This is a genomic window from Flavobacterium soyae (genome assembly GCF_021245985.1).
GTDB lineage: Bacteria > Bacteroidota > Bacteroidia > Flavobacteriales > Flavobacteriaceae > Flavobacterium > Flavobacterium soyae.
Genome location: NZ_JAJQXA010000005.1, coordinates 138,905 through 163,635, shown reverse-complemented (window position 1 = coordinate 163,635; position 24,731 = coordinate 138,905). Strand labels below are relative to the sequence as shown.

Annotated in this window: 14 protein-coding genes; 5 read left to right on the top strand and 9 right to left on the bottom strand. The window is 35.9% G+C overall.

Annotation, left to right across the window (positions count from 1 at the left end):
- Positions 1–919: 919 nt before the first annotated feature.
- Entirely contained in the window at positions 920–5,095 is a 4,176-nt protein-coding gene (locus LUU93_RS08470) for a hybrid sensor histidine kinase/response regulator transcription factor (protein ID WP_232680303.1), read from the bottom strand.
- A 477-nt stretch (positions 5,096–5,572) separates the two neighbouring features.
- On the opposite strand from LUU93_RS08470, the gene LUU93_RS08465 reads away from it, so the two are divergent.
- The 3 genes from LUU93_RS08465 to LUU93_RS08455 all read left to right on the top strand — a co-directional run bounded on the left by LUU93_RS08465 (position 5,573) and on the right by LUU93_RS08455 (position 11,424).
- Positions 5,573–8,659 (top strand): SusC/RagA family TonB-linked outer membrane protein, encoded by a 3,087-nt coding sequence (locus LUU93_RS08465; protein WP_232680301.1) that lies wholly within the window; start codon positions 5,573–5,575, stop codon positions 8,657–8,659.
- 23 nt (positions 8,660–8,682) lie between these two features.
- Positions 8,683–10,170 (top strand): RagB/SusD family nutrient uptake outer membrane protein, encoded by a 1,488-nt coding sequence (locus tag LUU93_RS08460; RefSeq protein WP_232680299.1) that lies wholly within the window; start codon positions 8,683–8,685, stop codon positions 10,168–10,170.
- Positions 10,171–10,824: 654 nt separating this feature from the next.
- Positions 10,825–11,424 (top strand): hypothetical protein, encoded by a 600-nt coding sequence (locus tag LUU93_RS08455; RefSeq protein ID WP_232680297.1) that lies wholly within the window; start codon positions 10,825–10,827, stop codon positions 11,422–11,424.
- A gap of 289 nt (positions 11,425–11,713) precedes the next feature.
- Here LUU93_RS08455 and LUU93_RS08450 read toward each other — a convergent pair whose 3' ends face one another.
- Both LUU93_RS08450 and LUU93_RS08445 read right to left on the bottom strand, forming a co-directional pair.
- The gene (locus LUU93_RS08450; RefSeq protein WP_232680295.1) at positions 11,714–12,472 is read right to left on the bottom strand and encodes a carbonic anhydrase family protein; all 759 of its coding nucleotides are present in this window, start codon (positions 12,470–12,472) and stop codon (positions 11,714–11,716) included.
- Between the two features lie 99 nt (positions 12,473–12,571).
- Positions 12,572–13,399: a Ca2+-dependent phosphoinositide-specific phospholipase C gene (locus LUU93_RS08445; RefSeq protein WP_232680293.1), complete on the bottom strand. Its 828-nt coding sequence runs from the start codon at positions 13,397–13,399 to the stop codon at positions 12,572–12,574.
- Positions 13,400–13,845: 446 nt separating this feature from the next.
- On the opposite strand from LUU93_RS08445, the gene LUU93_RS08440 reads away from it, so the two are divergent.
- Both LUU93_RS08440 and LUU93_RS08435 read left to right on the top strand, forming a co-directional pair.
- Complete coding sequence (locus tag LUU93_RS08440) at positions 13,846–14,880, top strand: hypothetical protein (RefSeq protein ID WP_232680291.1); 1,035 nt, start codon at positions 13,846–13,848, stop codon at positions 14,878–14,880.
- An 80-nt stretch (positions 14,881–14,960) separates the two neighbouring features.
- Entirely contained in the window at positions 14,961–15,995 is a 1,035-nt protein-coding gene (locus tag LUU93_RS08435; RefSeq protein WP_232680288.1) for a hypothetical protein, read from the top strand.
- A gap of 25 nt (positions 15,996–16,020) precedes the next feature.
- On the opposite strand, the gene LUU93_RS08430 is transcribed toward LUU93_RS08435, so the two are convergent.
- The 6 genes from LUU93_RS08430 to LUU93_RS08405 form a co-directional block, all read right to left on the bottom strand.
- Positions 16,021–17,529, bottom strand: coding sequence for a family 43 glycosylhydrolase (locus LUU93_RS08430; RefSeq protein ID WP_232680286.1), 1,509 nt, complete (start codon positions 17,527–17,529; stop codon positions 16,021–16,023).
- 188 nt (positions 17,530–17,717) lie between these two features.
- Positions 17,718–18,182 (bottom strand): NUDIX hydrolase, encoded by a 465-nt coding sequence (locus tag LUU93_RS08425; RefSeq protein ID WP_232680284.1) that lies wholly within the window; start codon positions 18,180–18,182, stop codon positions 17,718–17,720.
- Between the two features lie 8 nt (positions 18,183–18,190).
- Positions 18,191–20,275, bottom strand: coding sequence for a beta-galactosidase (locus LUU93_RS08420; protein WP_232680281.1), 2,085 nt, complete (start codon positions 20,273–20,275; stop codon positions 18,191–18,193).
- Between the two features lie 21 nt (positions 20,276–20,296).
- A complete protein-coding gene (locus LUU93_RS08415; protein WP_232680279.1) occupies positions 20,297–21,067 on the bottom strand; it encodes an SGNH/GDSL hydrolase family protein in 771 nt (256 codons plus the stop codon).
- A gap of 33 nt (positions 21,068–21,100) precedes the next feature.
- A complete protein-coding gene (locus tag LUU93_RS08410) occupies positions 21,101–22,894 on the bottom strand; it encodes an alpha/beta hydrolase-fold protein (protein WP_232680277.1) in 1,794 nt (597 codons plus the stop codon).
- Entirely contained in the window at positions 22,891–24,693 is a 1,803-nt protein-coding gene (locus tag LUU93_RS08405) for a glycoside hydrolase family 2 protein (RefSeq protein WP_232680275.1), read from the bottom strand. The genes LUU93_RS08410 and LUU93_RS08405 overlap by 4 nt, the downstream gene beginning before the upstream one ends.
- Positions 24,694–24,731: the final 38 nt, after the last annotated feature.

Genomic DNA, 24,731 nt, shown 5'->3' with positions numbered 1-24,731 from the left:
TCCCTTCTCTTAAAAGCAAAAAAACATTATAACGATTGCGTAAATTATACAAATCTCTTTCTGTTAAATCTTCTTTACTTTATTGTTAAGTTTCTTCGTTAATACATTGTCAAATTTAGGATGAACAACTTTTTAAAACGATAAATTATAATTCATTATAGATAAATTATCATCCATTTTTTTATTCATTGTAAAAAAAATACCTACTTTTTTTTCTTATACCATATTTTATATCTAAAAAAAATAAATTATTATTAATCACTTATCATCTTTAAAAACAATCATTTAACATTAAATTCTATCTTAAAAAATTTGTAACCACTATAAATGCAATACAAATCGCATCATATCGTAATAAAGCTGCTAGTTATAAAGTGTAGTCCCTACGGGCAATGTCATTAAGTTAAGCTTTTAGAAAATAAAATTATTGCAAATCAGATCCGTGTTTATCAACGTTTTTACGAAGTAAATCTGTTTTATCCGCATCACAATTAGACGCTGATTTTACTGATTCGCTAAAGCGAAAACGCTGATAAAAACTGATTTTTCTAATTACTTTCTTAATTAAACTGTTAAGTAATTTTATAGATTTACTCTTAACTTAATGACATTGCCCGTAGGGATTAAACTTTTTTAGAGCCGATTTATTTATTGAATTATTAAACCAGCAACTTGAATTAATTATGTATTTTAAGTGTGAAATAAAGATTTTTAATTACGGTTTATGTTTGCCTGAAATAAGAAATAAGTACAGCTTGGCATTTCATATCATAAAAAAGCACATTCGAAATTTTAACTAAACTGTTAAAAACAGCTGTTATCTTTTTCAAAAAGACACAAAAAAAGCTGACTTTTAATTAAAGCCAGCTTTTTATTTTTTTTTTAATCAGGTTCTCAAAACATTGTTATTTTTCTCCCCCTATTTCTCAGGTTTACCTTCTACAAATTGTGTAGGAGTTAAACCAAAGAGCTCCCTAAAGGTTTTAGTAAAATAAGCCGAAGAGTTAAAACCGCACATATGGGTAATTTCTTTAACCGAATACTGTTTGCTCAATAATAATTCTGAAGCATATTTGAGTCTTATCGTTCTTATAAAATTACTTGGGTTCTGTCCTGTAATAGAACTTATCTTTCTATAGAACTGTGACCTTCCAATGCTTAGTTCCTTAATTATATCCTCTAATGCAAAGTCTGGATCTGAAATATGATGCAGCACAATTTTGGTTGTTTTATCTAAAAAAGCCTCATCTAGTGAATTAGTAGCAATTTCGCTGGAAGGCAGTATACTGCCAATAGAAGCAAACCTTTCTTTTGCTCTTTTTCTTGCTTCGAGTAAATTTTTAATTCTTGCCTTTAATACATTTATATTAAATGGTTTTGAAAGATATTCATCTGCACCTGTATCATAACCTTCAATCCTGTCTTCTTCAAGACTTCTTGCCGTAAGCAGTATAACAGGAATATGACTGGTTTCTAAGTCATTTTTTACCTGACGGCATAATTCAAAACCGTCCATCTCAGGCATCATAACATCACTGATAATAATATCAGGAAAATATTTTTTTACCTTCTCCAGTCCGATCAAACCATTAGAAGCCTCTTTAACCTGGAATTGATTGCTGAGTTCATTCTTTAAATGGCTTCTCAGCTCTTTATTATCCTCTACAATTAAAACCACCGACCTGTTACCTTCTTTATCAATATCTACCGAAACAAACGCTTCATCTTCATTAGATATGGCAATTTCATATTCAGCCGAGATTAAAGAATTTCTATCAATTTCATAGTTACCTGCCTGATGCGAATTAACTAAAGACTTTTTATTAACCTGAAGATCCGCAGGTATTCTAACAATAAATGTGGTTCCAACCTCGTATTCGCTTTCTACTAAAATTTCACCTTTATGCAATTCGACTAAACTTTTAATAAAATTTAATCCAATTCCTGTTCCCGTTTTAGTACTATCAGGATGAAAAAATCGCTGAAACACTTTATTAATTTCTTCTTTTCTGAGTCCAATTCCAGTATCTTTAACTTTCATTTCCAAAACTCTTTCCATTTTTGATTTTTTAAAAAACCATAATAAAGAAGTTGTTTTCTCTTGCATTGATTCTGAAAGGGACAATGTTATTGTACCTCCTTTATCAGTAAACTTAATAGCATTTGAAAGTAAATTACTTAGAATTTTTTCAATTTTATCAGGATCAAACATTCCGTAGAATTCTTTTTTTGGAGAATCAAACACAAACTGAATTCCTTTAGCCCTGGCCAAATCTTCAAATAACAAGAAAACATCTTTGCTAAACTTGACAATATTTATCCTGCTGATTTCTAATGGTGTTTTACCCAGATCCATTTTCCTTAAATCCAGAAGCTGATTTACCAGATGCAGCAGGCGCCTGCTGCTTCTTTGAATAATCAACGCCGACTTTTTAACTTCTTCCGGATCATTAAACGAAGAGAGAATCTTATCAACAGGGTTTAAAATCAAAGTAAGAGGTGTTCTGAATTCATGAGATACATTGATAAAAAAGTTCAATTTCATCTGATCCAGTTCCTGTTCTTTTTCTTCCCGGATTTTTCTGGTATAATAATTCACCCCAAAATATAAAAGCGAGCTAAATGCTAAAATATAAAAACAATAGGCCCACCAGGTTTTCCAAGGCGGTGAATCAACTTTTAGACGGATAGCCGTTTTTTTTGCCTGATCCCACTGCCCATCAATAGCTGCGATGACTTCAAAAGTATAATCGCCCGGTTCCAGGTTAGAATAATTAGCAATCCTGCCAGAACCTGCATTAATATATCCCTGATCCAATCCATCAAGTTTATAGGCATACTTAACTCTCTCAGGATTCTGGTAATTGAGTGCCACGAAACCAAACGAAATATAACCCTGATTATATTTGAGTTCTATTTCTTTAATTTTTGTTATTGCCCTGTCTAACAATACCCTGCCATGAATAACTTCTCCCGGACTCACTTTTTTATTAAACAGCCGGATTTCGGTTATTACAGGATTCACAACATTTGATTTTAACGAAATATCATTAGGATTAAAAATATTAAATCCATTTATTCCCCCTACTATAATACGCCCGTCCTGCGTTTTATCAATAGATTTACTCTGAAATTCAGTACCTTGTAATCCATCATGGGTATTAAAATTTTTAAAAACCCCTGTTTTAGGATTAAAGTATGACAATCCGCCTTTGGTGGTAATCCATAAATTTTTATTATTATCTTCCTCTACACCTACAACTAAGTTATTTGGTAAACCATTTAATGAAGAATAAGAATGTTGTAAATTTAATGCCGTATCCAATTCATACAATCCCATATCAGTCCCTACCCATATGTTCTTTTTGTAATCTTCAGTGATATAGTTAATGCGATTTCCCTGAATATTTTTAATTTTAATTTCATTAAAATTAATTTTATCAGGAATCCGACCTTTTATAGTATTCAGACTCATAACACATAAGCCCTGGGAAGTCCCTACAAAAAGCCTGTTTTTAGAATCAATAAAAAGTGAAAATACAAAATTACTTATCAGACTCCTGGAATCTCCCGGCTGATTCTTGTAGTGATAAAATTTTTCAGATACAGGGTCAAACAAATTTAATCCGCCAGTGGAAGTTCCCAGCCATAAATAACCATTTAAATCTTTTTTGGCACACCAAACCGTATTTTGTCCAATGGAAAAAGGATTCGTTTTACTGTATTGATACGGTTTGACCTTACCTGAATCTGTATAAAACTTATTGAGTCCGCCATCCCAGGTACAAACCCACAAAACACCATTATCTCCTTCAACTAAATTTACAATTTTATCTGAACTTAGTGCATTTGGATCACCTGCCCTGGCTCTGTAATGCCTGAAAGTTCCTTTTTTTTCATCAAAAAGATTCAATCCGCCGCCATCAGTACCTATCCAAATTCTTTTTTTACTGTCCTGAAGAACAGATTGTGCTATCTTAGCGCTCAAACCTTCATTGCTCTCTGACTTATAAAAATAATGTCCGAAAGAAGTTTTAGAAATAGCCAGCTTGTTAAGTCCTGTGTTATAAGTAGCAATCCAGTAAATTCCATTTTTATCCTCTAAAACTTCAGAAGCCTGATTATTAGACAAAGAAAAAGGATTAAAAGGATTGTGCTGTAAATGCTGCAGCAAACCTTTGTTTTTATCCAGAAGAAAAATACCATCTCCGTCTGTTGAAGCCCAGACAACACCTTTTTTATCCTGATAAAGATGAAAAATCGGAACACTTTTATTTAAAGGAGAAACATTCTTAAAAGTCCCTGTATGTACATTAAAGAGAAACAAACTCGAAATATCATTGCCTATCCAAAAATCCCCGTCTTTGTCAATTAGAATTCGTTTTGGAAGATGATTCAAATATTGGCTTCCTTTAAAATCAATAGGAAACCTTGTAAAATTATTGGTCTGAGGATTATATCTGTGCAGATGATTTCCTTTCGTTCCTAACCAAATATTTCCTTTCCTGTCTTCAATAACACTCGTTACATCATTGCTGTCCAGCGATTGCGGATCTTTTGAATTATAACCGTAATGAGTAAACTTAATCTTATCATAAGTCCCGCTCTGGGTATCATCTAACAATAATTTGGTAACACCATTTTTGGCGGCAACCCAAAGTGAATTATCAATCTTATGATACAAAAGCCCGTTGATTTCTTCTCTAAAATTTGCGCTTTCTTTCTTTTTTTGATCTAAATTAATCTTATAAAATTTCTCTGTATCCCTGTCAAAAACATTTAAACCATTACTGGTCCCAATCCAAAGGCGTCCCTTGTTGTCTTCTGTTATTACCGTTATTCTATTATTGCTAATAGAATTGGGATCATCAAGGATATTACGATAAATTTCGAAATCATATCCATTATACTTGTTCAGTCCATCTATAGTTCCAAACCATAAAAATCCTTCATGATCCTGAAAAATATCAACACAGGTACTACTGGAGAGTCCTTTTGAAGTATCAAAGTTCTCAAACTTAAGATTTGAATACTGAGCATGTGATATGAAGGCTGTCAGTAAAAAAAGGCATCCTGTAATTATTTTGCGTTTCATAGCATATGCTATCAATTCATTAAAATTTAATTTTATTTTTTATCAAAGTCTTCAAAAATAAGGAATAAAAAAAGAAATATGAAAACTCAAAAAATTTAATTTTACTATTCAATACCGCTTTTCACTAAAAAATACAATGGCGCTGTCGCATCTAAAGTTAAATTATTTCTTTGCTTTTTTTAAATTCTTAAAATTAATGGATACAAAAAGGAAAGGAGGAACGATTATTCCAACAACGGGATAGGATTTTTTATCTATAACTAAAAATAAAACAATGCTTTAGGATGTCTTTAATTCTTTTTTACTATGCCTGACAAACCTAATGATTACTTTAGGCCGAAAAGAATGGGCCATTTGCCCTTATTTTCTACAGCAGTATGAAACACTCTTTAACAAACAGTTCATAACAGCTCTTAATAAAATTATACATACGTTTGAAGAACTAAAGCAGATTGAAAAACTAACTAAACTAAAACCATGAAAAAAGAAAATGAAAACAACCTTATTCCAAATCGGTTGAGCAGAAAATGGTACCTGGCCATACTAGCAATGACCGCAGCATCAACAAATTTTATTCAGGCAGAAGGCCGATTAATCAAATCTTCGTTTGAAATTACTAAAATAATACAGCAGGAAAAAACAGTAACCGGGAAAGTAGTCTCGACAGAAGATAATATTGGAATTCCCGGTGTAAATATTATGATAAAAGGAACTACTAAAGTTGTCACAACAGATTTAGACGGTAACTTCAGTATTAAAGTAGAATCAGATCAGGATATATTAGTTTTTACCTCTGTAGGACTGGCATCGCAAGAAATAAAAATAAACGGCAGATCTGTAATTGATATTGTCATGGTTTCAAGTGCAGAGAACCTTGAACAGGTAATTATTATAGGATATGGTTCACAGAAAAAAGCGGACCTAACAGGAGCTGTTACAACTATAAAAGCAAAAGATATTAACGGTATCAGAGCAGGAAATGCTGCTGAAGCGCTTCAAGGCAAAAGCGGTCTGACTGTTGTATCAGCAGGTGCACCTGGATCTAGTCCAACGGTAAGGATTCGCGGAATAGGAACCAACAGTGATTCTTCACCTCTATATGTTGTAGACGGAATGATGACAAATGATATAACCTGGCTGAATCCGAAAGACATTGAAACAATGAGTGTTCTAAAAGATGCATCTGCAACTGCCATATATGGTTCCCGAGGAGCAAACGGTGTAATCGTTGTTACCACTAAAAAAGGCAGGCTCGGAAAAAGCAGTATTACTTACTCAGGAAATGTTGGACATCAATACGTTATAAACAACTATAAAACAGCCAATGGGTCACAATATGCTTCACTGATGAATACTGTGGCAGCAACAGCCGGGCAGCCTGCTCCCTATACAAATCCTTCGCAGTTTGGAAAAGGAACAGACTGGATGGATGAAATCAGCAGGACCGGCCTTATGTCTGATCACCAGATTTCTGCCTCAGGAAGCACCGAAACTGTAAGCTATAATATAAGTTTAGGTTATTTCGAACAGGAAGGCGTATGGAACAATACCGATTATAACCGCTGGACGCTGCGTATAAATAACGATTATAAACTGAACAGTAAAATAAAAATCGGGCATAATTTCAACCTAAGCAATTCTAACACAGGCCAGGCACTGACTTATAGAACTGTACGTTCAGTACTTTCAGGTTCTCCTCTGATAACTCCAAAAAATGATCAGGGAGAATGGAATCCAATGCAGAACAATGATCTTATAAACCCCGCAGCCGAGCTTGAGTTTAATAAAGATGCTAATACAAACGATCTGCGCTTTGTAGGTGACCTATGGGGAACATGGGATATTGTGCCGGGACTTCAATTCAAGACTTCATTTGGAGAAGACTGGATGCTTACACGCTTTGACCAATTTCTGCCAAAGTACAGTATTAACCCTTCTTTCCAATTTAACAACCCAAGCAGTTATACTGAAAATTACAGTACTAATAACACCTGGCTGTGGACCAACACCCTTACCTATGATAAAACCTTCAAAGAAATCCACCGGGTAAACCTGCTGGCTGGACAAAGTTCTGAATCTTCTCAATGGCGTGGGCTTGGTGCCACAGGAAGAAACTACGCAGTTGACAATTTAGATTATGTTTCTATATATTCTGCAAGTATTAACAATAGAACTGTAAATGCATTTCTTCCGGCAAAATCATCCAGGGCCTCTTTTTGGTTCAGAACAAATTATGCTTTAAAAGACCGTTATCTACTTACGGCTACAATCCGCGCCGACGGTTCCTCAAAATTCGGTCCTAACAACCGATGGGGGTATTTTCCTTCTGCAGCACTAGGATGGAGAATCAGCGAAGAAAATTTCTTAAAACATCTAAGCTGGCTTAATAATCTAAAAGTAAGAGGAAGCTGGGGTATGACCGGAAATGATAAGATTTTTAACAATGTTGCCTATTCACTGGTAACACAGAGTGATGAATTTCATGCCGTATTTAACAATCAGGTAAATCCAGGTGCAGGTATTGTAAACGCTAACAATCCTAATGTTAAATGGGAAAACAATGTTCAGGCAGATTTTGGACTTGAAATGAGCGCACTAGACAGCAGACTAACATTTGAATTTGATTATTTTAACCGCAAAACGAAAGACTTATTGATGATTCTTCCTATTCAGGGAGGATCAGTTGGTATAGCGCCTACATACAGCAATGCCGGTTCTGTACAAAACAAGGGGTATGAAGTGATGCTGGGATGGCAGGATAATAAAAATGATTTTAAATATGGTATCAGCTTTACAGGGAGTTCTTTTAAAAATAAAGTGATAGACTGGAACGGCCTGACCACAACCAATACGACATTCTCTACCAATCTTCAGACCCGCATACAGGAAGGCAAACCTTTCAATTACTTTTATGGGTATAAAACTCAGGGAATATATCGTACTCAGGCAGATATTGACTCTTGGAATGCATATGCTGTAAGTAAAGGAAAAGCCGCTTATCATACTGCTGCAAAATTAGGCGATATGATATACACAGATACAAATGGAGACGGACAAATTACTGCTGATGACCAAACTAATATAGGAAATCCATTTCCTAAATTTACAGGCAGTATAGCTTTAAATGCAGAATACATGAATTTTGATTTTAACCTTGATTTTACAGGAAGTTTCGGTGCAAATGTCATGAATAATTCATACAACGATTTTACATCTCCAAACAACAATATGCATACTGACTGGCTTGATTCATGGACACCTTCAAATACAGAAGCTTCAATGCCACGTCTGGCAGCAGGCTCAGTAAATACGAACAGAACTATTGATATTATGGTCTTCAGCGGAGATTATGTAAAATTAAGAACAGCAACACTGGGCTATACCCTACCGGATAGTATTATTGAAAAAACAGGAATCAGCCGTCTGCGTTTTTATTTGACAGGTGCTAATCTTCTATATTTCACTAAATATAAAGGTTTCACTCCAGAGTTAGCTGACGGGCTTGATTACAACTCTTTTCCAATCTCTGGAAGTATTCAATTTGGTGTAAACCTTAATTTTTAAATAATTATTAAACCTTATTAAGCATGAAAAAGCTAAAATATATATTAATTATAGGAGGGTTCAGCCTTTTAGTATCGTGTGACGACTTCCTTGATGTAACACCTCAGGCACAGCTAACCACGGATGTTTATTTTTCCGACGAAGAAAGCATAAATGATGCTGTAAACAGAGTATACTCTTCTGTAAACTGGCGTTTTTTCAGACTTGGGACAATGTATTTTACTTCCCATGAGTTCTCCTCCGATGATGTAAAGATGAATACTGCCGATGTTAACTTTACCTCAGCGTACACCTTTACCAATAGTCCGTCAAACATTTACATAGAACGCCTTTGGGAAAGATGGTACCAGTACCTTAACGACTGCAATCAGGTATTAAAGCTCACAAGCAAATACAGTGGCCCAAAAGCCACCCAGTATAATGCACAGGCACGCTATTTCAGAGCGTACTGGCATTTTGATCTGGTAAATGTATTTGGGGATGTAGTAATAAGAGATCATGTCCCTGCAAATGAGGAATTCAATATTCCTAAAAGTCCTCAGGAAGATGTCTACAAACTTATCATAAGCGATCTGGAATTCGCAGCTGACAACTTGCCGACCCGTCAGCAGTGGGGAGCAGCAAATCTTGGACGTGTGACTAAAGGTACAGCTCTGGGGCTTTTGGCTAAAGTATATTTATACAGACAGGACTATGCCAACGCTTATAAATATGCAAAACTTGTAATTCAGAGCGGTGAATATCAGCTTGATCCTGTTTTTAGAAATCTCTTCGCAATAGAGGGCAAATATTCAGTTGAAAGTATGATGCCGGGGCATTATATCTATCAAAATATAGCTGGAAGAACTAGAAATCCATATGTAGAATTTCAAGGCATACCAGGATCAGGATTAGGAAGCGCCTTTTTTGCCCCTTCTGATGAACTTGTCAACAGCTTTGAAGCTAATGATCCGCGTAAAGCAGCATCCATTTTTACAAAAGGTGAAACAATAGAAGGCTACACCGGTACTTTAAACTGGGCAGCCGGATTTCAATATGCTAATAAAAAAGTAATCTGGCCTACTGCACAGTGGCCTGATACTGATTTTTTTAAACAACAGCTTAATCTTCCTTTCCTTCGTTATGCTGACTTACTGCTTATATATGCAGAAGCCGCAAACGAAACCGGAAACAGTACAGACGCCCTAAATGCATTGGAACAAGTCCGCTATAGAGCACGCGGTAATAAAACTTTTGATGAGGCTGGGGTTCTTCCACAAATTACTGTAACTGACAAAGCACAGTTACGTCTTCTTATATGGAAAGAAAGAAGAGTTGAACTTGCCATTGAAGGTAACCGCTGGTTTGATCTTATACGTTATGAGAAAGTGGTTCCTGGTTATACAACCAATATCATGAATAACTTAGGACGAACAAACTTCAGTTATCAAAAAAACAGCAAATTTCCAATTCCTTCCACCTACATTACAAATTCAAACGGGGTATTGACACAAAATCCTAATTGGCAGTAATTAATCATCTATCCGTTTTTTCTGGGCAGTTGTCTGCAATGCAGCGACTGCCTTTTTATAGATTATTTAAAATTGAATTTAAACACACTATTCATAACAGATACTCAATATATCTGAGCAAAGCAGTAACTAGTTTGAGTCTGAAAATTCAGTTATTTTTTGATTACCTGCACTTGAATATACTACTCTTTCAATTTTAATTCTGATAAACCTACTTACGAATTAAAATATTTTTTTATACACTTTAAATATCTAAATACTTCCCAGATAAATGAAAAGCTTCAGAGAAATCTGAGGCTTTTTTATGAAATAAATCTGCTTCTTACACTCCATTTATAATAAGTGAATTTGAGAAACCTCAACAACAATTACACAACATAAATTTTGCATTTTTAACTAAGGATTAATCTCCACAGATAAGTCTCCTCCGGCATATTAACCTTACGCTATTTCAAAACCCTTTTTTAGAATAATTCTTAAAAATCAAAAAACTTTTATTAGATTTATAAGAATAAAAACTGCACGGGGTCAGAAACATTTACACAGCTTTTATAAGAATTCTTCAGGCTGCAAGGAAACATTACCTGTAAATGCTGCTTTAAACTGAAAAAGTACCTCATTTTTTGAATGCCGTAAACATAAATTTAAAAAATTATGACACTAGCAAAACCTATCATCCGGCTGAAATTAAATTTAATAGTCAGCTGCTTTGTGTTGACTTTATTCCCCGCTTTTATAATTGCACAACAAAACTCAAATCCCGGGCTGAAAAGTATCTCAGATCAAAATGGACAAAAAGATTTTGATTTTGAAATTGGGAAGTGGAACACAAAACTTAAAGTTCTTAAAAATCCCCTTTCTGGATCTACAACCTGGAATGAATACGAAGGGACAACAAATGTCATAGGAGTTTGTGATAATCGTTCTAATCTGGTTGAACTCAACGTTAAAGGTCCGGCGGGACAAATTGCTGGCGTGAGTCTGCGTCTTTTTAACCCCAAAACAAACCAATGGAGTCTCAATTTTGCAAACATCAGAGACGGAAATTTAGTTATACCATCAATTGGCAGCTTTAAAAATGGACGCGGAGAATTCTTTAATGAAGATATTTTTGATGGAAAGAAAATTCTTGTTCGTTTTATTATCTCAGTAATCACGCCTAATTCTTGTCATTTTGAACAAGCATTTTCGACTGATGGAGGAAAAACATGGGAAGTAAACTGGATTGCAGATGATACAAGAATAAAATCTTAAAAAAACTAACTATTTCCTGTTAGGGTTCTAAAAAAAAGCTCCTGATTTCTCTGGAGCTTTTTCTATATATTTATTTCTTTGAAGACATAAGTGCAAATTTGTGCAGCCGCGTCTAAATTTAAAATCATTTTACTCAATTAAAGCTATATTCTCCCTAGTTTTTGACTAAGATCATACCAGAAATACTTGATTTCCTGTAAATACTTTATGAACTAATTAGTCCCCAGCACATCTGGAATATTATCTAAAAATTAAAGATGATATAAAATAAAAGGTTTTGTATTAATATTTATAAAAATACTACAATACCAGTATGAATATCATAATATCCCCCTATAATTTTTATATCTCCCTTTGATTCCATCTCTTTCAGAATAGGGCTTTTGGATTTAATAGTTTCAATGGTATTCAGAACATTTTCTTTTGTAACCGCTTCTACATATGCATCATTTTTAGAAGTGGTTTCGCCTGTAAAATCTTTCACCCTTTTTATTGCCGGTTTTATATTAGCCAGCATTGGTGTAATATTCCCAAGCTGTACATTATCAATAGCACTTTTTACCGCTCCGCACGATCCATGTCCCAGAACCAATATTACTTTCGCCCCCGATACCTTACAACTATACTCAAGGCTTCCTAATATATCAGTATTAGAAAAGTTCCCTGCAACACGAGCCACAAACAAATCACCAATGCCTCTATCAAATACATCTTCAACCGGTACCCGGCTATCTATACATGATAATACTACAGCTTTTGGAAATTGTCCTTCTGAGGCATTTCTTACCATAGCTGAATGATCTCTCAATGTCAGATTATTGCTTGTAAAACGTTTGTTCCCTTCTTTTAAAGCAGTAATTACATCATTAGGTTTCAAAGCTGCCTGTTCTGCTGCGGTCAATACTCTTTCACGCAATATGGGCTGGTTAACAGGTACTTTATTGACAGTATCCGAGGCCGCTGTTTCTGATTCTACAGTCTTAGTGGTTTTCTCTTTACAAGAAAACAGTGTTATCGCCATAGCGAAGTAAAGGATAGTTTTTTTCATGGTTTAGAAATTAAATTTGTAATAAAGATAGTTCAAATTCAACATACTGAAAACAATCATTAAGCTAAAACATTTTATGCCTTATAATAATTTAGATGATTATACTCCGCCTTTAATTTTAATTGGAGCCGAATCACTAACTTTTGCCCAAGTAGTACCTTCTACTTTATCTGTGGATATTACGGAATGATTATTCTTTAAAATAGTATCCCAATCTTCTTTTTTATTGACACCATATACTCTGCTAATGCGTACTGTTGGGGTCGTATAGGCATATTTTAAACCTTCAGATTTCGTCATATTGACAACAACAATGTTATTGATATCTTTATTGTCATTGTAATCCATATCGCTAAAACAGCGGCGATCGAGGATATCGGTGTTGGAATATTTTTTTCTCCAGCTTTTTCTGCCGCTCAGGCAAAAAATAAATTTGCCGGGCATATTTTCAATTTTTGGCCATCCGTATACTCTGGCATTATCATATAATCCGGCATTTTTATCGGGCATCATAGCATTTGGCATAAAGATTTTGTCATCACCGAAATACTGCTGGAGATAGGTATCAATTTCTTCATGAAACTGGTCATATTTTCCTTCGTAGCTTTTTATATCCAATGTTATAAATACAGGATAGTGCAGTTTGTCTACTTCGTGCCAGATTTTGAGAATGTCAAGAAAATACTTTAATTTAATCTGGCGTCCGTTAGAGTGGCTTACTGTAAAGTACCCTTCATTAATAGACTTATAAGGAGTATATTTTGTGGAATGTCTCCAAATATCCAATTCCAGTCCCAGACACCCATCTTTAGCCGGATCGCTGGCATTAAATGATAACTGCGTCGACAGGAGAGGCAATGCATCAACATAACTGTTGTGCGAAGCTTTAATCTGAATTTGATTGTAAAGGCGGTCTTTAATTTCCATAGTTCTTGATTTAGGGTTTAATAAAAAGGTTCAATGCCAATAAATAGACCTGGTTTGAATTTCTAAATCATTGGTACCAGGATTTGGTGTGCGGTAAGTTTTTATTTAAAGAAAATTCTTTAAATAAATCATTACGAATGTAGAAAACTTAATAAACAACCACCACAGTAGAAATACGTGTTTATTAATTAGCAACTTAAATTAAATAAAAAAATAGACTTAAAAATTCTATTATTTCTGATGATTTTTTTGCGAACTGTCAGGAATCACAGCCAGACATCTAATACCGATTTTGTTTTTTTTGACGACTTAAAATAAGCTGTCTATTGGTTCGGATCCTATTATTGGTGACTTGATAATTATAAACATCTAATTTACAACGATAAACTAAAAAATATTATCTTTATAAATTTTAATAAAAAAATTAATAATTAAAGACGGTTAAAATGAAAAATAATATTCTTTTTCTGTTTTTTATTCCTTATTTATCTTTTGCCCAAATCGGAATAAACACCACTGATCCCAGAACAACATTAGATGTCAATGGAGCAGTTACAAGTAGAGAAGTAAGTTTTACAGTGGCTTCTAACGCGGCGAACATTAACACCGAAACTTCACTGGCCAATATTACAGGTACTGCTACGGGGACAGTTACAGTAACGGCATATACCCCGACTATTAATGGCCACATGTTAATTATTTCAAACAATACTACAGGTGGTTTTGGTGCAGCATTTGCAGGAACAACTATTCCTAATGGTCAGGCCATCGCTTTTGTTTATACCAATAGTGCATGGAAAACTACAATGGGATCATCGACTATATCGACAAACAATCTTTACAATAGTGATGGTTCCCTGACTGGTAATCGTACGGTAACTCTGGGTTCAAACACCCTTACTTTTACCGGTACAGGAAGGGCTGAATTTCTCAATTGGTTCGGATATGCCAGAGATTCCCGAATGGGGATTTCGGCAATATATAATACATCTGTTGGTGATGTATACGGTATGGAGCAGGTTTCGACTGCCCAAAGCGGTACAACTCCGGCACTGCGTTTATATACAGCAAATGCAGCATCAGCGCATCTTGCTTTTGGCAAATATACTACTGCAACTGCTTTTACTGAATTTGCCAGATTCACCAACGGGGGCAATTTTGGTATTGGTACTGCTGCGCCAACATCTACCTTTCAGGTAAATGGCAGTATTGCTAATAGTATCACGGTTATTTCAGGAAATTTAACATTAGATCAGAGCCATAAAACAGTAATTATTCCGCTTGGGTCTGCATTTACCGTTACGCTGCCTGCAGCAGCAGGAATATCTGGGAGAGTTTATACCATTGTCAATAATACAGCCGGTTCAAAATCGCTGACCGTAAATTATTCTGATTTAACCGGAACTTCTGTAAATACAATCAATGCAGCAAGCAGTATAGAAGTACAGAGTGATGGTACAAACTGGCATCAGATACAATAAGGCAGAAAGAGTTTTGACAGACTTATCAATGTGAAATTGAAGGCCGAAACTTTATTACATAATCTTAAAGGACAATTAAAATGAAAAATAAAATTCTGCTCTTGTTTTTTATTCCCTTCTTATCCTTTGCTCAAATTGGGATGAATACTACTGATCCCCGAACGATGCTGGATATTAACGGAGCGGTCACACTTAGGCAGGCAAATTTTACGGTGGCTTCTAATGCGGCCAGTATTAATACTGATACTTCGCTGGCCAGTATTACAGGCACTGCTACAGGCACTGTAACTGTAACAGCATTTGTCCCGACTATTGATGGACATTTATTAACTATTTCAAATAATACTACCGGCGGTTTTAATGCAGCATTTTCAGGTACTACTATTCTCAATGGCCAGGCCGTGACTTTTGTCTATATCAGCGGTGTATGGAAAACTACATTAGGAACATCAGTAACCGCAACTGAGATTTATAACAGTAATGGTACGCTTACTGGCAATCGTACAGTCACTTTGGGATCTAATAATCTTATTTTTTCGGGCGGAAGGACTGAATTTCAGGCTCCAGTCGAATTAGATTTTGCAAAAGACACACGAATGGGAATTTCGGCAGTATATAATACATCTATAGGTGATGCTTATGGTATGGAGAAAGTTTCAGCTGCTCAGACTGGTACAACAGATGCACTGCGTTTTTTTACAGCGAATGCTGCAACAGCGCATCTCGCTTTTGGTAAATATACTAATACAACGGCTTTTACTACCTTTGCCAGGTTTACCAATACGGGGAGTTTTGGAGTCGGAATTTCACCAGCATCTACTTTTCAGGTAAATGGCAGTATTGCCAATAGTATTACAGTTATTTCAGCAGATTTAACATTAGATCAGACCCATAAAACAGTAATCATTCCGCTTGGATCTGCATTTACTGTTACGCTGCCCGCCGCTTCGTCTGGAATAACGGGTCGAATATATAATATTATTAATAATTCAGCCTCATCAAAATCCCTCACAGTAAATTATATTAATTTAGCAGGAAGTTCCGTAAATACAATCAATGCCTCAAGCTGTATTGAAGTACAGAGTGATGGCATTAATTGGTATCAGATACGATAGACTATTTTATTCCTATTTGCTTTAATTAAAGATTCGAATATTTAAAATTTTTAAAAGTAACATTACCTTCCCCTATAGAACAAAGCGCTATTCTAAGACCTAGAAATCCGCTTAAAGCATTATGATTATAAGAAGAAACTTCGGCAGAATTTTCAATTTTAATCCATTGCCTGCCATCAAGACTATAAAACATATCTACATTATTTTTTATGTTTTTCAGTCGAAGATATACATGTCTTTTATGTACATTTTTCTCTGTCTCAAACTGCCATCCTCTAAGGTTTGCCAGGATATTTTCCTTATCTGCCAAAATACCAGAATAATGACTATTGTCATAAAAAAGTACCAGCCCGCCAATGGCATCACCTTCAATTTCCATTTCAACATCGGCTGTATAAGAATGACCAGATGGTACACAAACCATAGGAGAACTGTTACCTACTCCATTGCCTTTACCTTTTATGACAATACTATTATTAGTTATCTTAAAACGTGAATTATCAACTCCATTAAAAAATTTCCACTGTGGTTGAAGCTGTGTGCCTGAAAAATTATCACTCTGTGAAAAACGCGAAACTGCTGTACCCTGCGGCCTGCTAATAGGCTTATCTGTCTGTATTTTATCTGGAACTTTATACCAGCCGTCCTTTGTCCATTCTACAGGCTGTAGGAGTGTCTGACGTCCCAAATTATAGTATCCTTTTTCGTAAGCATGAAACATCATCCACCATTTACCATTATAATCCTCAAAAATGGTGCTGTGTCCTTTTGACCACCATCTCTCATCGCTGTTTTGAGTTCTCATTATTGGATTATACGGAGAATTTTCCCAAGGACCAAATGGAGTTTTGGAACGCGCTGAAATTACCATATGGCTCGTAGATGGTCCCGCAGTTCCTCCTTCTGCAACTGTCAAATAATAATATTCCCCTTTTTTAAAAAGTTTTGGTCCCTCCATACAAAAACATTCAATTGACCATTCTCTGGGAATAACCCAGCCATCGTAAGCATGTTTAGCTTCACCAATCGTTTTAAGTCCATCTTTGGATAAACCAATATAATCGCCATTACTGAAGTACAGATAACGGCCGCCCTTGTCATCTGTAATATGTCCGGGGTCGATATTGCCAATTTTGAGATCTACAGGATCGCTCCAGGGGCCATTTATATTATCAGCACTAACTACAAAATTGGTTTTATTGGCAGGGAAATAAATATAATATTTGCCATTATACTTTACAAGATCGGGAGCCCACACATCACCCACATATTTCTGCAAAGCACTTGTAACTGGCTCCCAGTTAATTAAATCCTGTGAATGCCATATCGTAAGCCCAGGATAATAATCAAAGGACGAATGCACCATATAGTAATCTTTACCTTCGCGCAGCAAACTCGGGTCAGGATAATCTCCTCCAAAGATTGGGTTTTGATAGGTTGGTTTATTGTCTATAGCTTCTGGCTGGTTTTGCGCAGTTATCGCAGAAACGAAAAAAAGCATGAGTAAAAATACTTGTATTGTTCTTAGTGTCATTTTCTTTTTAATAAATTAATAGTGAAGTTGTAAATATACTATTTAAAACTATACTTATAGTCTATTTAACCATAAGTTGTAAAATTTCATAAAAATGTATAAATGCTTAGTATAGTTTTTAGGTTTCCCTATACTTTTATATCTCCTTTTATTTTCTCAACCAACAAATATGATATAATATTAAAGTCTCATATTTTTTTCTCCACAAAGCGGTTTAAATCATCCAAACAAAAATCTAAGGCTGCATTATGATTGTATACTAAATCCGGTACATCATTTAACCTGAACCACCTTGGAATTACATCAGAGCCAAAATTGATTCTGTAATGCTCAATATCTATTAAAGCATAATATCGTAAACGTGCCTCAGACGTATTATAGCAAATCGAGCAATTTATTTGTTTGAAAAGAATAGTAGAATGAATTTTAAATTTCTTCAACAAACCGTGTACAACATCATCAGTATTATTTCTATTTTCGACTATACTCGACAAGAGCCCCCATTTTACAAGGCCAATTCCTTTTTCTTCTTTTACAAGAAGAACTTTGAGGTCATCTTCATCATAACAAAAAACAACACAATCTACTGAAATCTTATCTATAACCGACTGATTATCTGATCTCCCTAAATTTACCTCTCTTATTGTTTCCACAGAATTCATTATTCGCTCCAAACCAGAACACCGGCAGGTTTTAGTGTTTTCTCCCCTACAAGTACTTTAGCATTTGCTGGTACAGTCATTGTATAATCGCTTGAAGAATAATTTACGGCTATATAAAATCCATCACGCCAGTAAACATATATTCCTTCCGGATAATCCTCAGTAGCAGCGCCGGCTTTTGTGTAGGTCTCACGCAAAATATCTTTCTCCAGTTTTGAATCATCGGTATCTACACCAATGTAGGTAACAGTCCCTTTTCCTAATTTACGTTTTACCACTGCAGCTTTACCTTTATAGAACTGATTATTGTAAGTTGCAAGTATTTCGGTGTCTTTATCGGCTTCAAGCAAATCAGCCCAATTGTTCCAGCTGTAATGGGATGATTTCATCAAAATGTCTCCTTTGGCATAACCAGAAAGCATATCAGCCGCTTTAACATGCGCACCAATAAGGTCAGAAACAGGAGCTGCCCATTCTCCTTCCCAAAAATGTCCTACACGATCTTTAGTGGCTGTACGACACGTGATAATTAGATGCCCGCCGTTTGTTACATAATCGTTCCATTTCTTTATTAATGCAGCATCAGCCAGCTCATAAGCCGGAACAATAAGAAATTTATATTTAGAAAAATCTGCTGTTTCAGAAATCACATCTGCAGGTGCACCTAAAGATTTTGTCATTTCAAGGAATTTAATCGGATAGTTCCAGGTATCCCATTGAAAAGTTTGTTTTTGTCTGTCGATAGACCAGAAATTTTCAAGATTCCAAAGAATAGCAGTTGATCTTTCTGCCAGCTTTTGTGGCAACTTTGCATTGGGTTTGTATTGTTTTCTAAGCTCTTTTATTTCTTTTATAAATTGAATATAATCCTCTCCTCCTTGCGATGGCGTTACGCCGTCTGTTTGAATTACACCGGCATGGTACTGCTCAGAACTGTACAAGACCTGACGGAAACGGTAGGAACAAGCAAGTCTGCCTCCTGCCGCAAAGCTGTGATACAGCCACAAACGCACCGTACCGGGCAATAGAAGCGGGTTATAAGATCCCCAGTTTACAGGTCCGGGCTGCATTTCCATCACTCCTGAAACGCCTCCAACCGATTTATAATATTCAGACGCAAAAAGAACTACTTTACTATTACCCAAACGAAAACCTGATTCTCCAATATTATCGCTGCCTCCATTAGGATAAGCAGTATAAGAAGCAAAATCCATTTTCTTAGTTCGCCTTGGATCAGATCCGGTGCAAATAGCAGTATAGTTTGTAGTAATGTACTGCCCCTTCGAAATAGAATTTCGCAAAATATCTGCCTGAAAATCTAAAAACTCAGCCTGCATATCGGCCAGATAACGTTTAAAATCGAGCAATGCATGGGGATTATTCCCCCACCAGCCAACCAAATCAGGGTTGGGAATAATAACCTGATCGAAGCTGTTAAACCATTGGCTCCAAAAAGCTGCTCCCCATGCAATATTCAAAGTGTCAACGGTTTTATATTTATTTTTCAGCCATTGTCTGAAAGCTTCCTGAGAAGAAGGGCTGTAATCAGAAATTGCCGGAGGTTCATTATCAAGCTGCCATCCAATTACATTTTTATTCTGTCCATAACGTTTGGCCATTTCACTCACAATTTTTTCAACAAACTTGCGGTATTTGGCATTAGTGATAGAACCCAATCCTCTTGTGCCATTCTCGGCACGAGTGTAGTGGCTGTACATAATGAAAGTTTCGGGATAATTTACACGCATCCATGTAGGAGTAGTTGCCGAAGGTGTACACATCAGCACTTTCAGGTTGTTCTTTACACATAAATCAACCACTTTATCCAGCCATGCAAAATCGAATTTCCCTTCTTCGGGTTCCATTTTATACCAGGCAAACTCTGCCAGATGGACAAACTCGAAACCCATATTGGCAATTTTCTTTATATCTCGTTCCCACTGGTTTTCATTCCACTGCTCAGGATAATAATAGATTCCGGTTGTTACCAGATTTTTATCTGGAAAATACGAATTGGCATTTTGTGATTTCACGGTAATTCCGGAGATCATTATTACTATTAATGCCATTAAATACTTCTTCATAATTTTATACTTATTGTTATATTACTTTAAAAAAGTTAAACGATTACTAACTCGTTTGATCCACTCACGAGCCATCAATTCATGGCCAAATACAGTTGGATGTATACCATCCCAAATCCAATAATCAATTGGGGCAAGCTGTTGTGCATCTTCAAAAACCTTAGGATAATCAATTAAAACTGCATTAAAATCTGCAGCAATCTTTCTTATAACAGCAGCTCTTTCTATTGTCAATGGATGCCACTTCGCATACTGATCTTTACGCCAGCCCGAAGCAAAAAAGAACGGTAATCCCAATACGATCAAAATATTTGGTTTTTGCTGTACCACTGAAGTTAATAACTTACGATAAGTACTTTCAAACATTTTTACATCCAGTGCATCTTGTTTTCCCTCTATCAAAGCATTTACGTCATTTATACCAATTAATAAACTTAAAACATCAGGTTTAAAATCTAAGGTATCTGCCTGCCACCTTTTTTCGAGATCGCTAATTGTGTTGCCGCTTATACCCCTATTAATAAATTTAAAACCGTATTGCGGAAAATCAGTGCCAATTCTACTGCAGACAGAGAAACAGTAACCATGTCCCAAAATATGATTTGGGTCTTCATTTCGTCCCCGGTTACCATCTGTTATAGAATCGCCCTGAAACAAGAATACCAGGTTTTCCTCTTTTGGTTTTGCCAGTACTGATTTTGCATTTGAACAAGCAATTGGCAGTCCGGTTATAGCAATTCCAGCCACTGACATGAGCTTAATAAAATCTCTTCTGGAAGAATCTTTTGTCATTCTATTTATTTTTTCTCTTATTCTTTATTATCATTATTTGAAAATGTGCTGAACAAAAAGGTACAGATCATTGGCCCACTCGGTATCATCGTGACCATTGCTGTCTACGTGCCATATATGTGGTACTCCCTGTTCTTTAAGATACTGGTGTACGCGCTGACTAACGCTGAACAGACCATCCTTGCTGCCGCAGGCGAGCCATAATACTTTAAGCTGTTTTTTAGCTGCTGTTAAATCAGGTAAAAGTTTAGTATTTGAAAGTCCTCCGAATTCATTGGTGTTTGGAGCCGAAGAAAACCCGCCAACATAGGCGAAAGTATTGATATGAGAAAGTCCAATATTCAGGGATTGACCACCGCCCATAGACAACCCGGCGAGCGCACGCTGTTTACGATCCGTGTAAACTGAATAATGAGATTCAATGAAGGGAACAATGTCGTTGAGCAAATCGTTTTCAAAAGATTTACCATAACCTTTATATCCATCTTTTCGGTCTCCTTGTTCATCAATTTTAGGATTTTCTACAGTCACCTTTGTATTGGTATTAGGGAAAACCATAATCATTGGCTTGATTTTACCATCGGCTAACAAGTTATCTATAATGTAATCGGCACGAACCCAATACGGCCATTGACCATTACCGGAATTAAGTCCGTGCAGTAAATAAATCACTGGATATTTTTTATCAGGAGAATAACCCGGAGGAGTATAAACCATCATTTCGCGACGTGTACCAAGTGTTTTAGAGTCATATTGAACCGTCGTAATAGTGCCGTGTGAAATATTATTACGCTTATCTCTAAAACCAACCGGCGGATCGTTGAATGCAGGTTTGTCGTCAGGATTTAGTTTCGCTGGTTCACCAAAACCTACTTTGGGTGTTTCCTTCTCGCCTATATATCCCCTTGCCTCCAGCCATTTACGACAGGCTTCAGGCCATGAAGATTCTGTATTTTTTGATCTTCCAAGTCCGTAGCCATGCCCTCCCGATTGATAAATATGAAGTTCACAGGGAACATTGTGCTTTTCCATAGCCAGTGCATAATTAATACTGTTTTGCACAAAAACTGCTTTGTCGTTGATAGAATGAACCAGAAAAGCCGGCGGGGTTTCATTATTTACCTGCAGCTCATTCGAAAAATGTTTTACCTTTTCTAAGGATGGATTATCTCCCAATAAATTCACTTTTGATCCTTTGTTTGTAATACTTTCTTCCATTGAGATTACCGGATAAATCAATAATGAAAAATCAGGGCGGGCACTAACAGAATCTGATGTATCATATACCTTTTCATTAAAATGAGTTGATATTGTAGAAGCAAGATGTCCTCCGGCAGAAAAACCCATTATTCCTATTTTAGCAGGATCAATTCCCCATTCCTTGGCGTGACGTCTAACGAGACGAATGGCTTCCTGCCCATCTTGTAATGGTCCAATAGATTTATCGACCATAATTGCATCACTCGGCAGCCTGTATTTTAATACAAAAGCGGTAACTCCAAGATTGTTGAGCCATTTGGCAACTTCCTCTCCCTCGTGAGCAATAGCCAGCCCCCAGTAAGCTCCACCCGGACAGATGATCACTGCTGTACCGGCTGCTTTTTCTTTGGGAGCTGGATACATATCAAGTACAGGGTTTGTAACAAACCTCATCTTAGTCCAGTTATCTTCTGAATCTACTGTTTGTTTATAATTGACATTTGGAATCGCTCCAGGGATTTTTCCGTTCCAAAGATTGATCTGCGTACTTTGACCAAAAAAATTAAAGGTGACCATTGTCAAACAGGCAAAAGTCAATACGGTTTGTTTTATACTTCTAACTTTCATTTTCTTTTATAATATTGTTCCATAATATACCAGGCTTTCTTTTTTTCTCCTTTTTCAGATAACAATCCTTTTCTGTTATATCCTTTTTGATACACCTGGTTCATTCTTCCCAATGACTTGTAATCAAATAACAGCCAGGGAGAGATTCCGCATAAGTTTGGAATAGTCTTAAATAATTCTATTTGATCCTTGTAAATTTGTTCCTGATATCCTTCTGTCCAATAAGCCGCTTCATCACTTGATCCGGCATTATTTCCATAGACTGCTTCACCTCCAAACTCAGAAATAAATACCGGTTTATCAGGATAAGCAAAGTCCCATTTTACCTCTGATGGTTTGCCCTGCCACGGATCATACCATCCAATATACTCGTTAATGCAAATCAGGTCAGAATACTCATAAATTGTGTCCCACACCTTAAAGGAATTATCCTTGTAGGATTGTGTATTGACCACATGGGTAATCAATCGGGTTGAATCTAATGCCCTACATTTTTGAGTTAACGCAATAAGAGCATTATTCCGATTTGGTGTTCCCGGATATGTTTCATTTGAAAGACTCCAGATTACAACTCCACAGCGATTTTTGTCTCTATGAACCATTTCTTTAAGCATAGTCTCCATTTTTATTTGAACAAGGCTGTCTGAAAACTGAATATGCTGATAAATGGGAAGTTCACTCCAAACCATTAAACCCATTTTTTCGGCTTCCTTAATTATGTTTTCATTGTGCGGGTAATGGGCAAGACGAACAAGGTTACAGCCTAATTCTTTTGCTGCATTCAACAATACTAAAGCATCTTGTTTTGAATAAGCCCGGGTTCCTTTGTATGGATTTTCTTCGTGAATATTCACTCCTTTAAAAAAGATTTCTTTTTTATTGAGCAGCACTTTATTTCCTTGCACTTCAATAGATCTAAAGCCAATAGTATCGGTAACAGTATCTGTTTCGCTTTCAATTATTATTTTATAAAGCTTAGGATTTTCAGGAGACCAAAGCTTTAAATTTGAATCGAACTCAACATTTGCATATCCAATATCGTTTGATTCCGTTTTATAAGATTTGTTGAGTTCCGGAATCTTTATTTTAAGCTTTTGTTTTTTATTTGTTCCATTTAACTGTATCCATCCCGAAACTTTTTTCAGGCTTCCTTTTTTTAATTGAACAGAATAGTCTTCGATAAACGTTTTATTCGTTTCAATCAAATTAACATCTCGGGTTATACCGCCATAGTTTAACCAATCATAGCCCGTACCCGGCAAACCGTTCTCCAACCGCTTGTTATCTACTTTTACGATTAGAGAATTCGCTCCATTTTTTACCTTATTGGTAATTTCGAATTCAAATGGAGTAAAGCCGCCTTCGTGACTGCCTATTTTTTCTCCATTAAGATATACAGCAGCTGAATAATTTACTGCACCAAAATGAAGAAACAACCTTTTCTCATTATTGGGCTTGTAATTAAATACTTTCTTGTACCAAACAACTCCTTCAAAATAAGTTAGTTCTCTTAATTGTGAATTAAAATCACCCGGAACTTTTAAAACTGGCCCGCCATCAAAGGAATACTCAACAAAATCAGTTTTCTTTTGCGGTTTTTTCTCTAACCAGACTTGTTTCCACTCGCCTATATTTGTTGGATCAAGAATAACCTGCCAGTCACCGTTTAAACTCAACGAGTTTCTGGACTCAACATTGATTATAGAAGTTTGTGCCTGTAAATAATTCCCAAAAAAAAGAATGATCAAAACAGCCAGTTTCTCTATTTTCAATACTATTTTCTCCGTTCTTTTTTGCATTTCTTTTGGGTTATTTCTATTAATTTTATCTTCTATTG

Excerpts from the sequence above, each read along its gene's own strand:
- LUU93_RS08470 (WP_232680303.1), bottom strand. The coding sequence starts at position 5,095 with ATGAAACGCAAAATAATTACAGGATGCCTTTTTTTACTGACAGCCTTC.
- LUU93_RS08465 (WP_232680301.1), top strand. The coding sequence starts at position 5,573 with ATGAAAAAAGAAAATGAAAACAACCTTATTCCAAATCGGTTGAGCAGA.
- LUU93_RS08460 (WP_232680299.1), top strand. The coding sequence starts at position 8,683 with ATGAAAAAGCTAAAATATATATTAATTATAGGAGGGTTCAGCCTTTTA.
- LUU93_RS08455 (WP_232680297.1), top strand. The coding sequence starts at position 10,825 with ATGACACTAGCAAAACCTATCATCCGGCTGAAATTAAATTTAATAGTC.
- LUU93_RS08450 (WP_232680295.1), bottom strand. The coding sequence starts at position 12,472 with ATGAAAAAAACTATCCTTTACTTCGCTATGGCGATAACACTGTTTTCT.
- LUU93_RS08445 (WP_232680293.1), bottom strand. The coding sequence starts at position 13,399 with ATGGAAATTAAAGACCGCCTTTACAATCAAATTCAGATTAAAGCTTCG.
- LUU93_RS08440 (WP_232680291.1), top strand. The coding sequence starts at position 13,846 with ATGAAAAATAATATTCTTTTTCTGTTTTTTATTCCTTATTTATCTTTT.
- LUU93_RS08435 (WP_232680288.1), top strand. The coding sequence starts at position 14,961 with ATGAAAAATAAAATTCTGCTCTTGTTTTTTATTCCCTTCTTATCCTTT.
- LUU93_RS08430 (WP_232680286.1), bottom strand. The coding sequence starts at position 17,529 with ATGACACTAAGAACAATACAAGTATTTTTACTCATGCTTTTTTTCGTT.
- LUU93_RS08420 (WP_232680281.1), bottom strand. The coding sequence starts at position 20,275 with ATGAAGAAGTATTTAATGGCATTAATAGTAATAATGATCTCCGGAATT.
- LUU93_RS08415 (WP_232680279.1), bottom strand. The coding sequence starts at position 21,067 with ATGACAAAAGATTCTTCCAGAAGAGATTTTATTAAGCTCATGTCAGTG.
- LUU93_RS08410 (WP_232680277.1), bottom strand. The coding sequence starts at position 22,894 with ATGAAAGTTAGAAGTATAAAACAAACCGTATTGACTTTTGCCTGTTTG.
- LUU93_RS08405 (WP_232680275.1), bottom strand. The coding sequence starts at position 24,693 with ATGCAAAAAAGAACGGAGAAAATAGTATTGAAAATAGAGAAACTGGCT.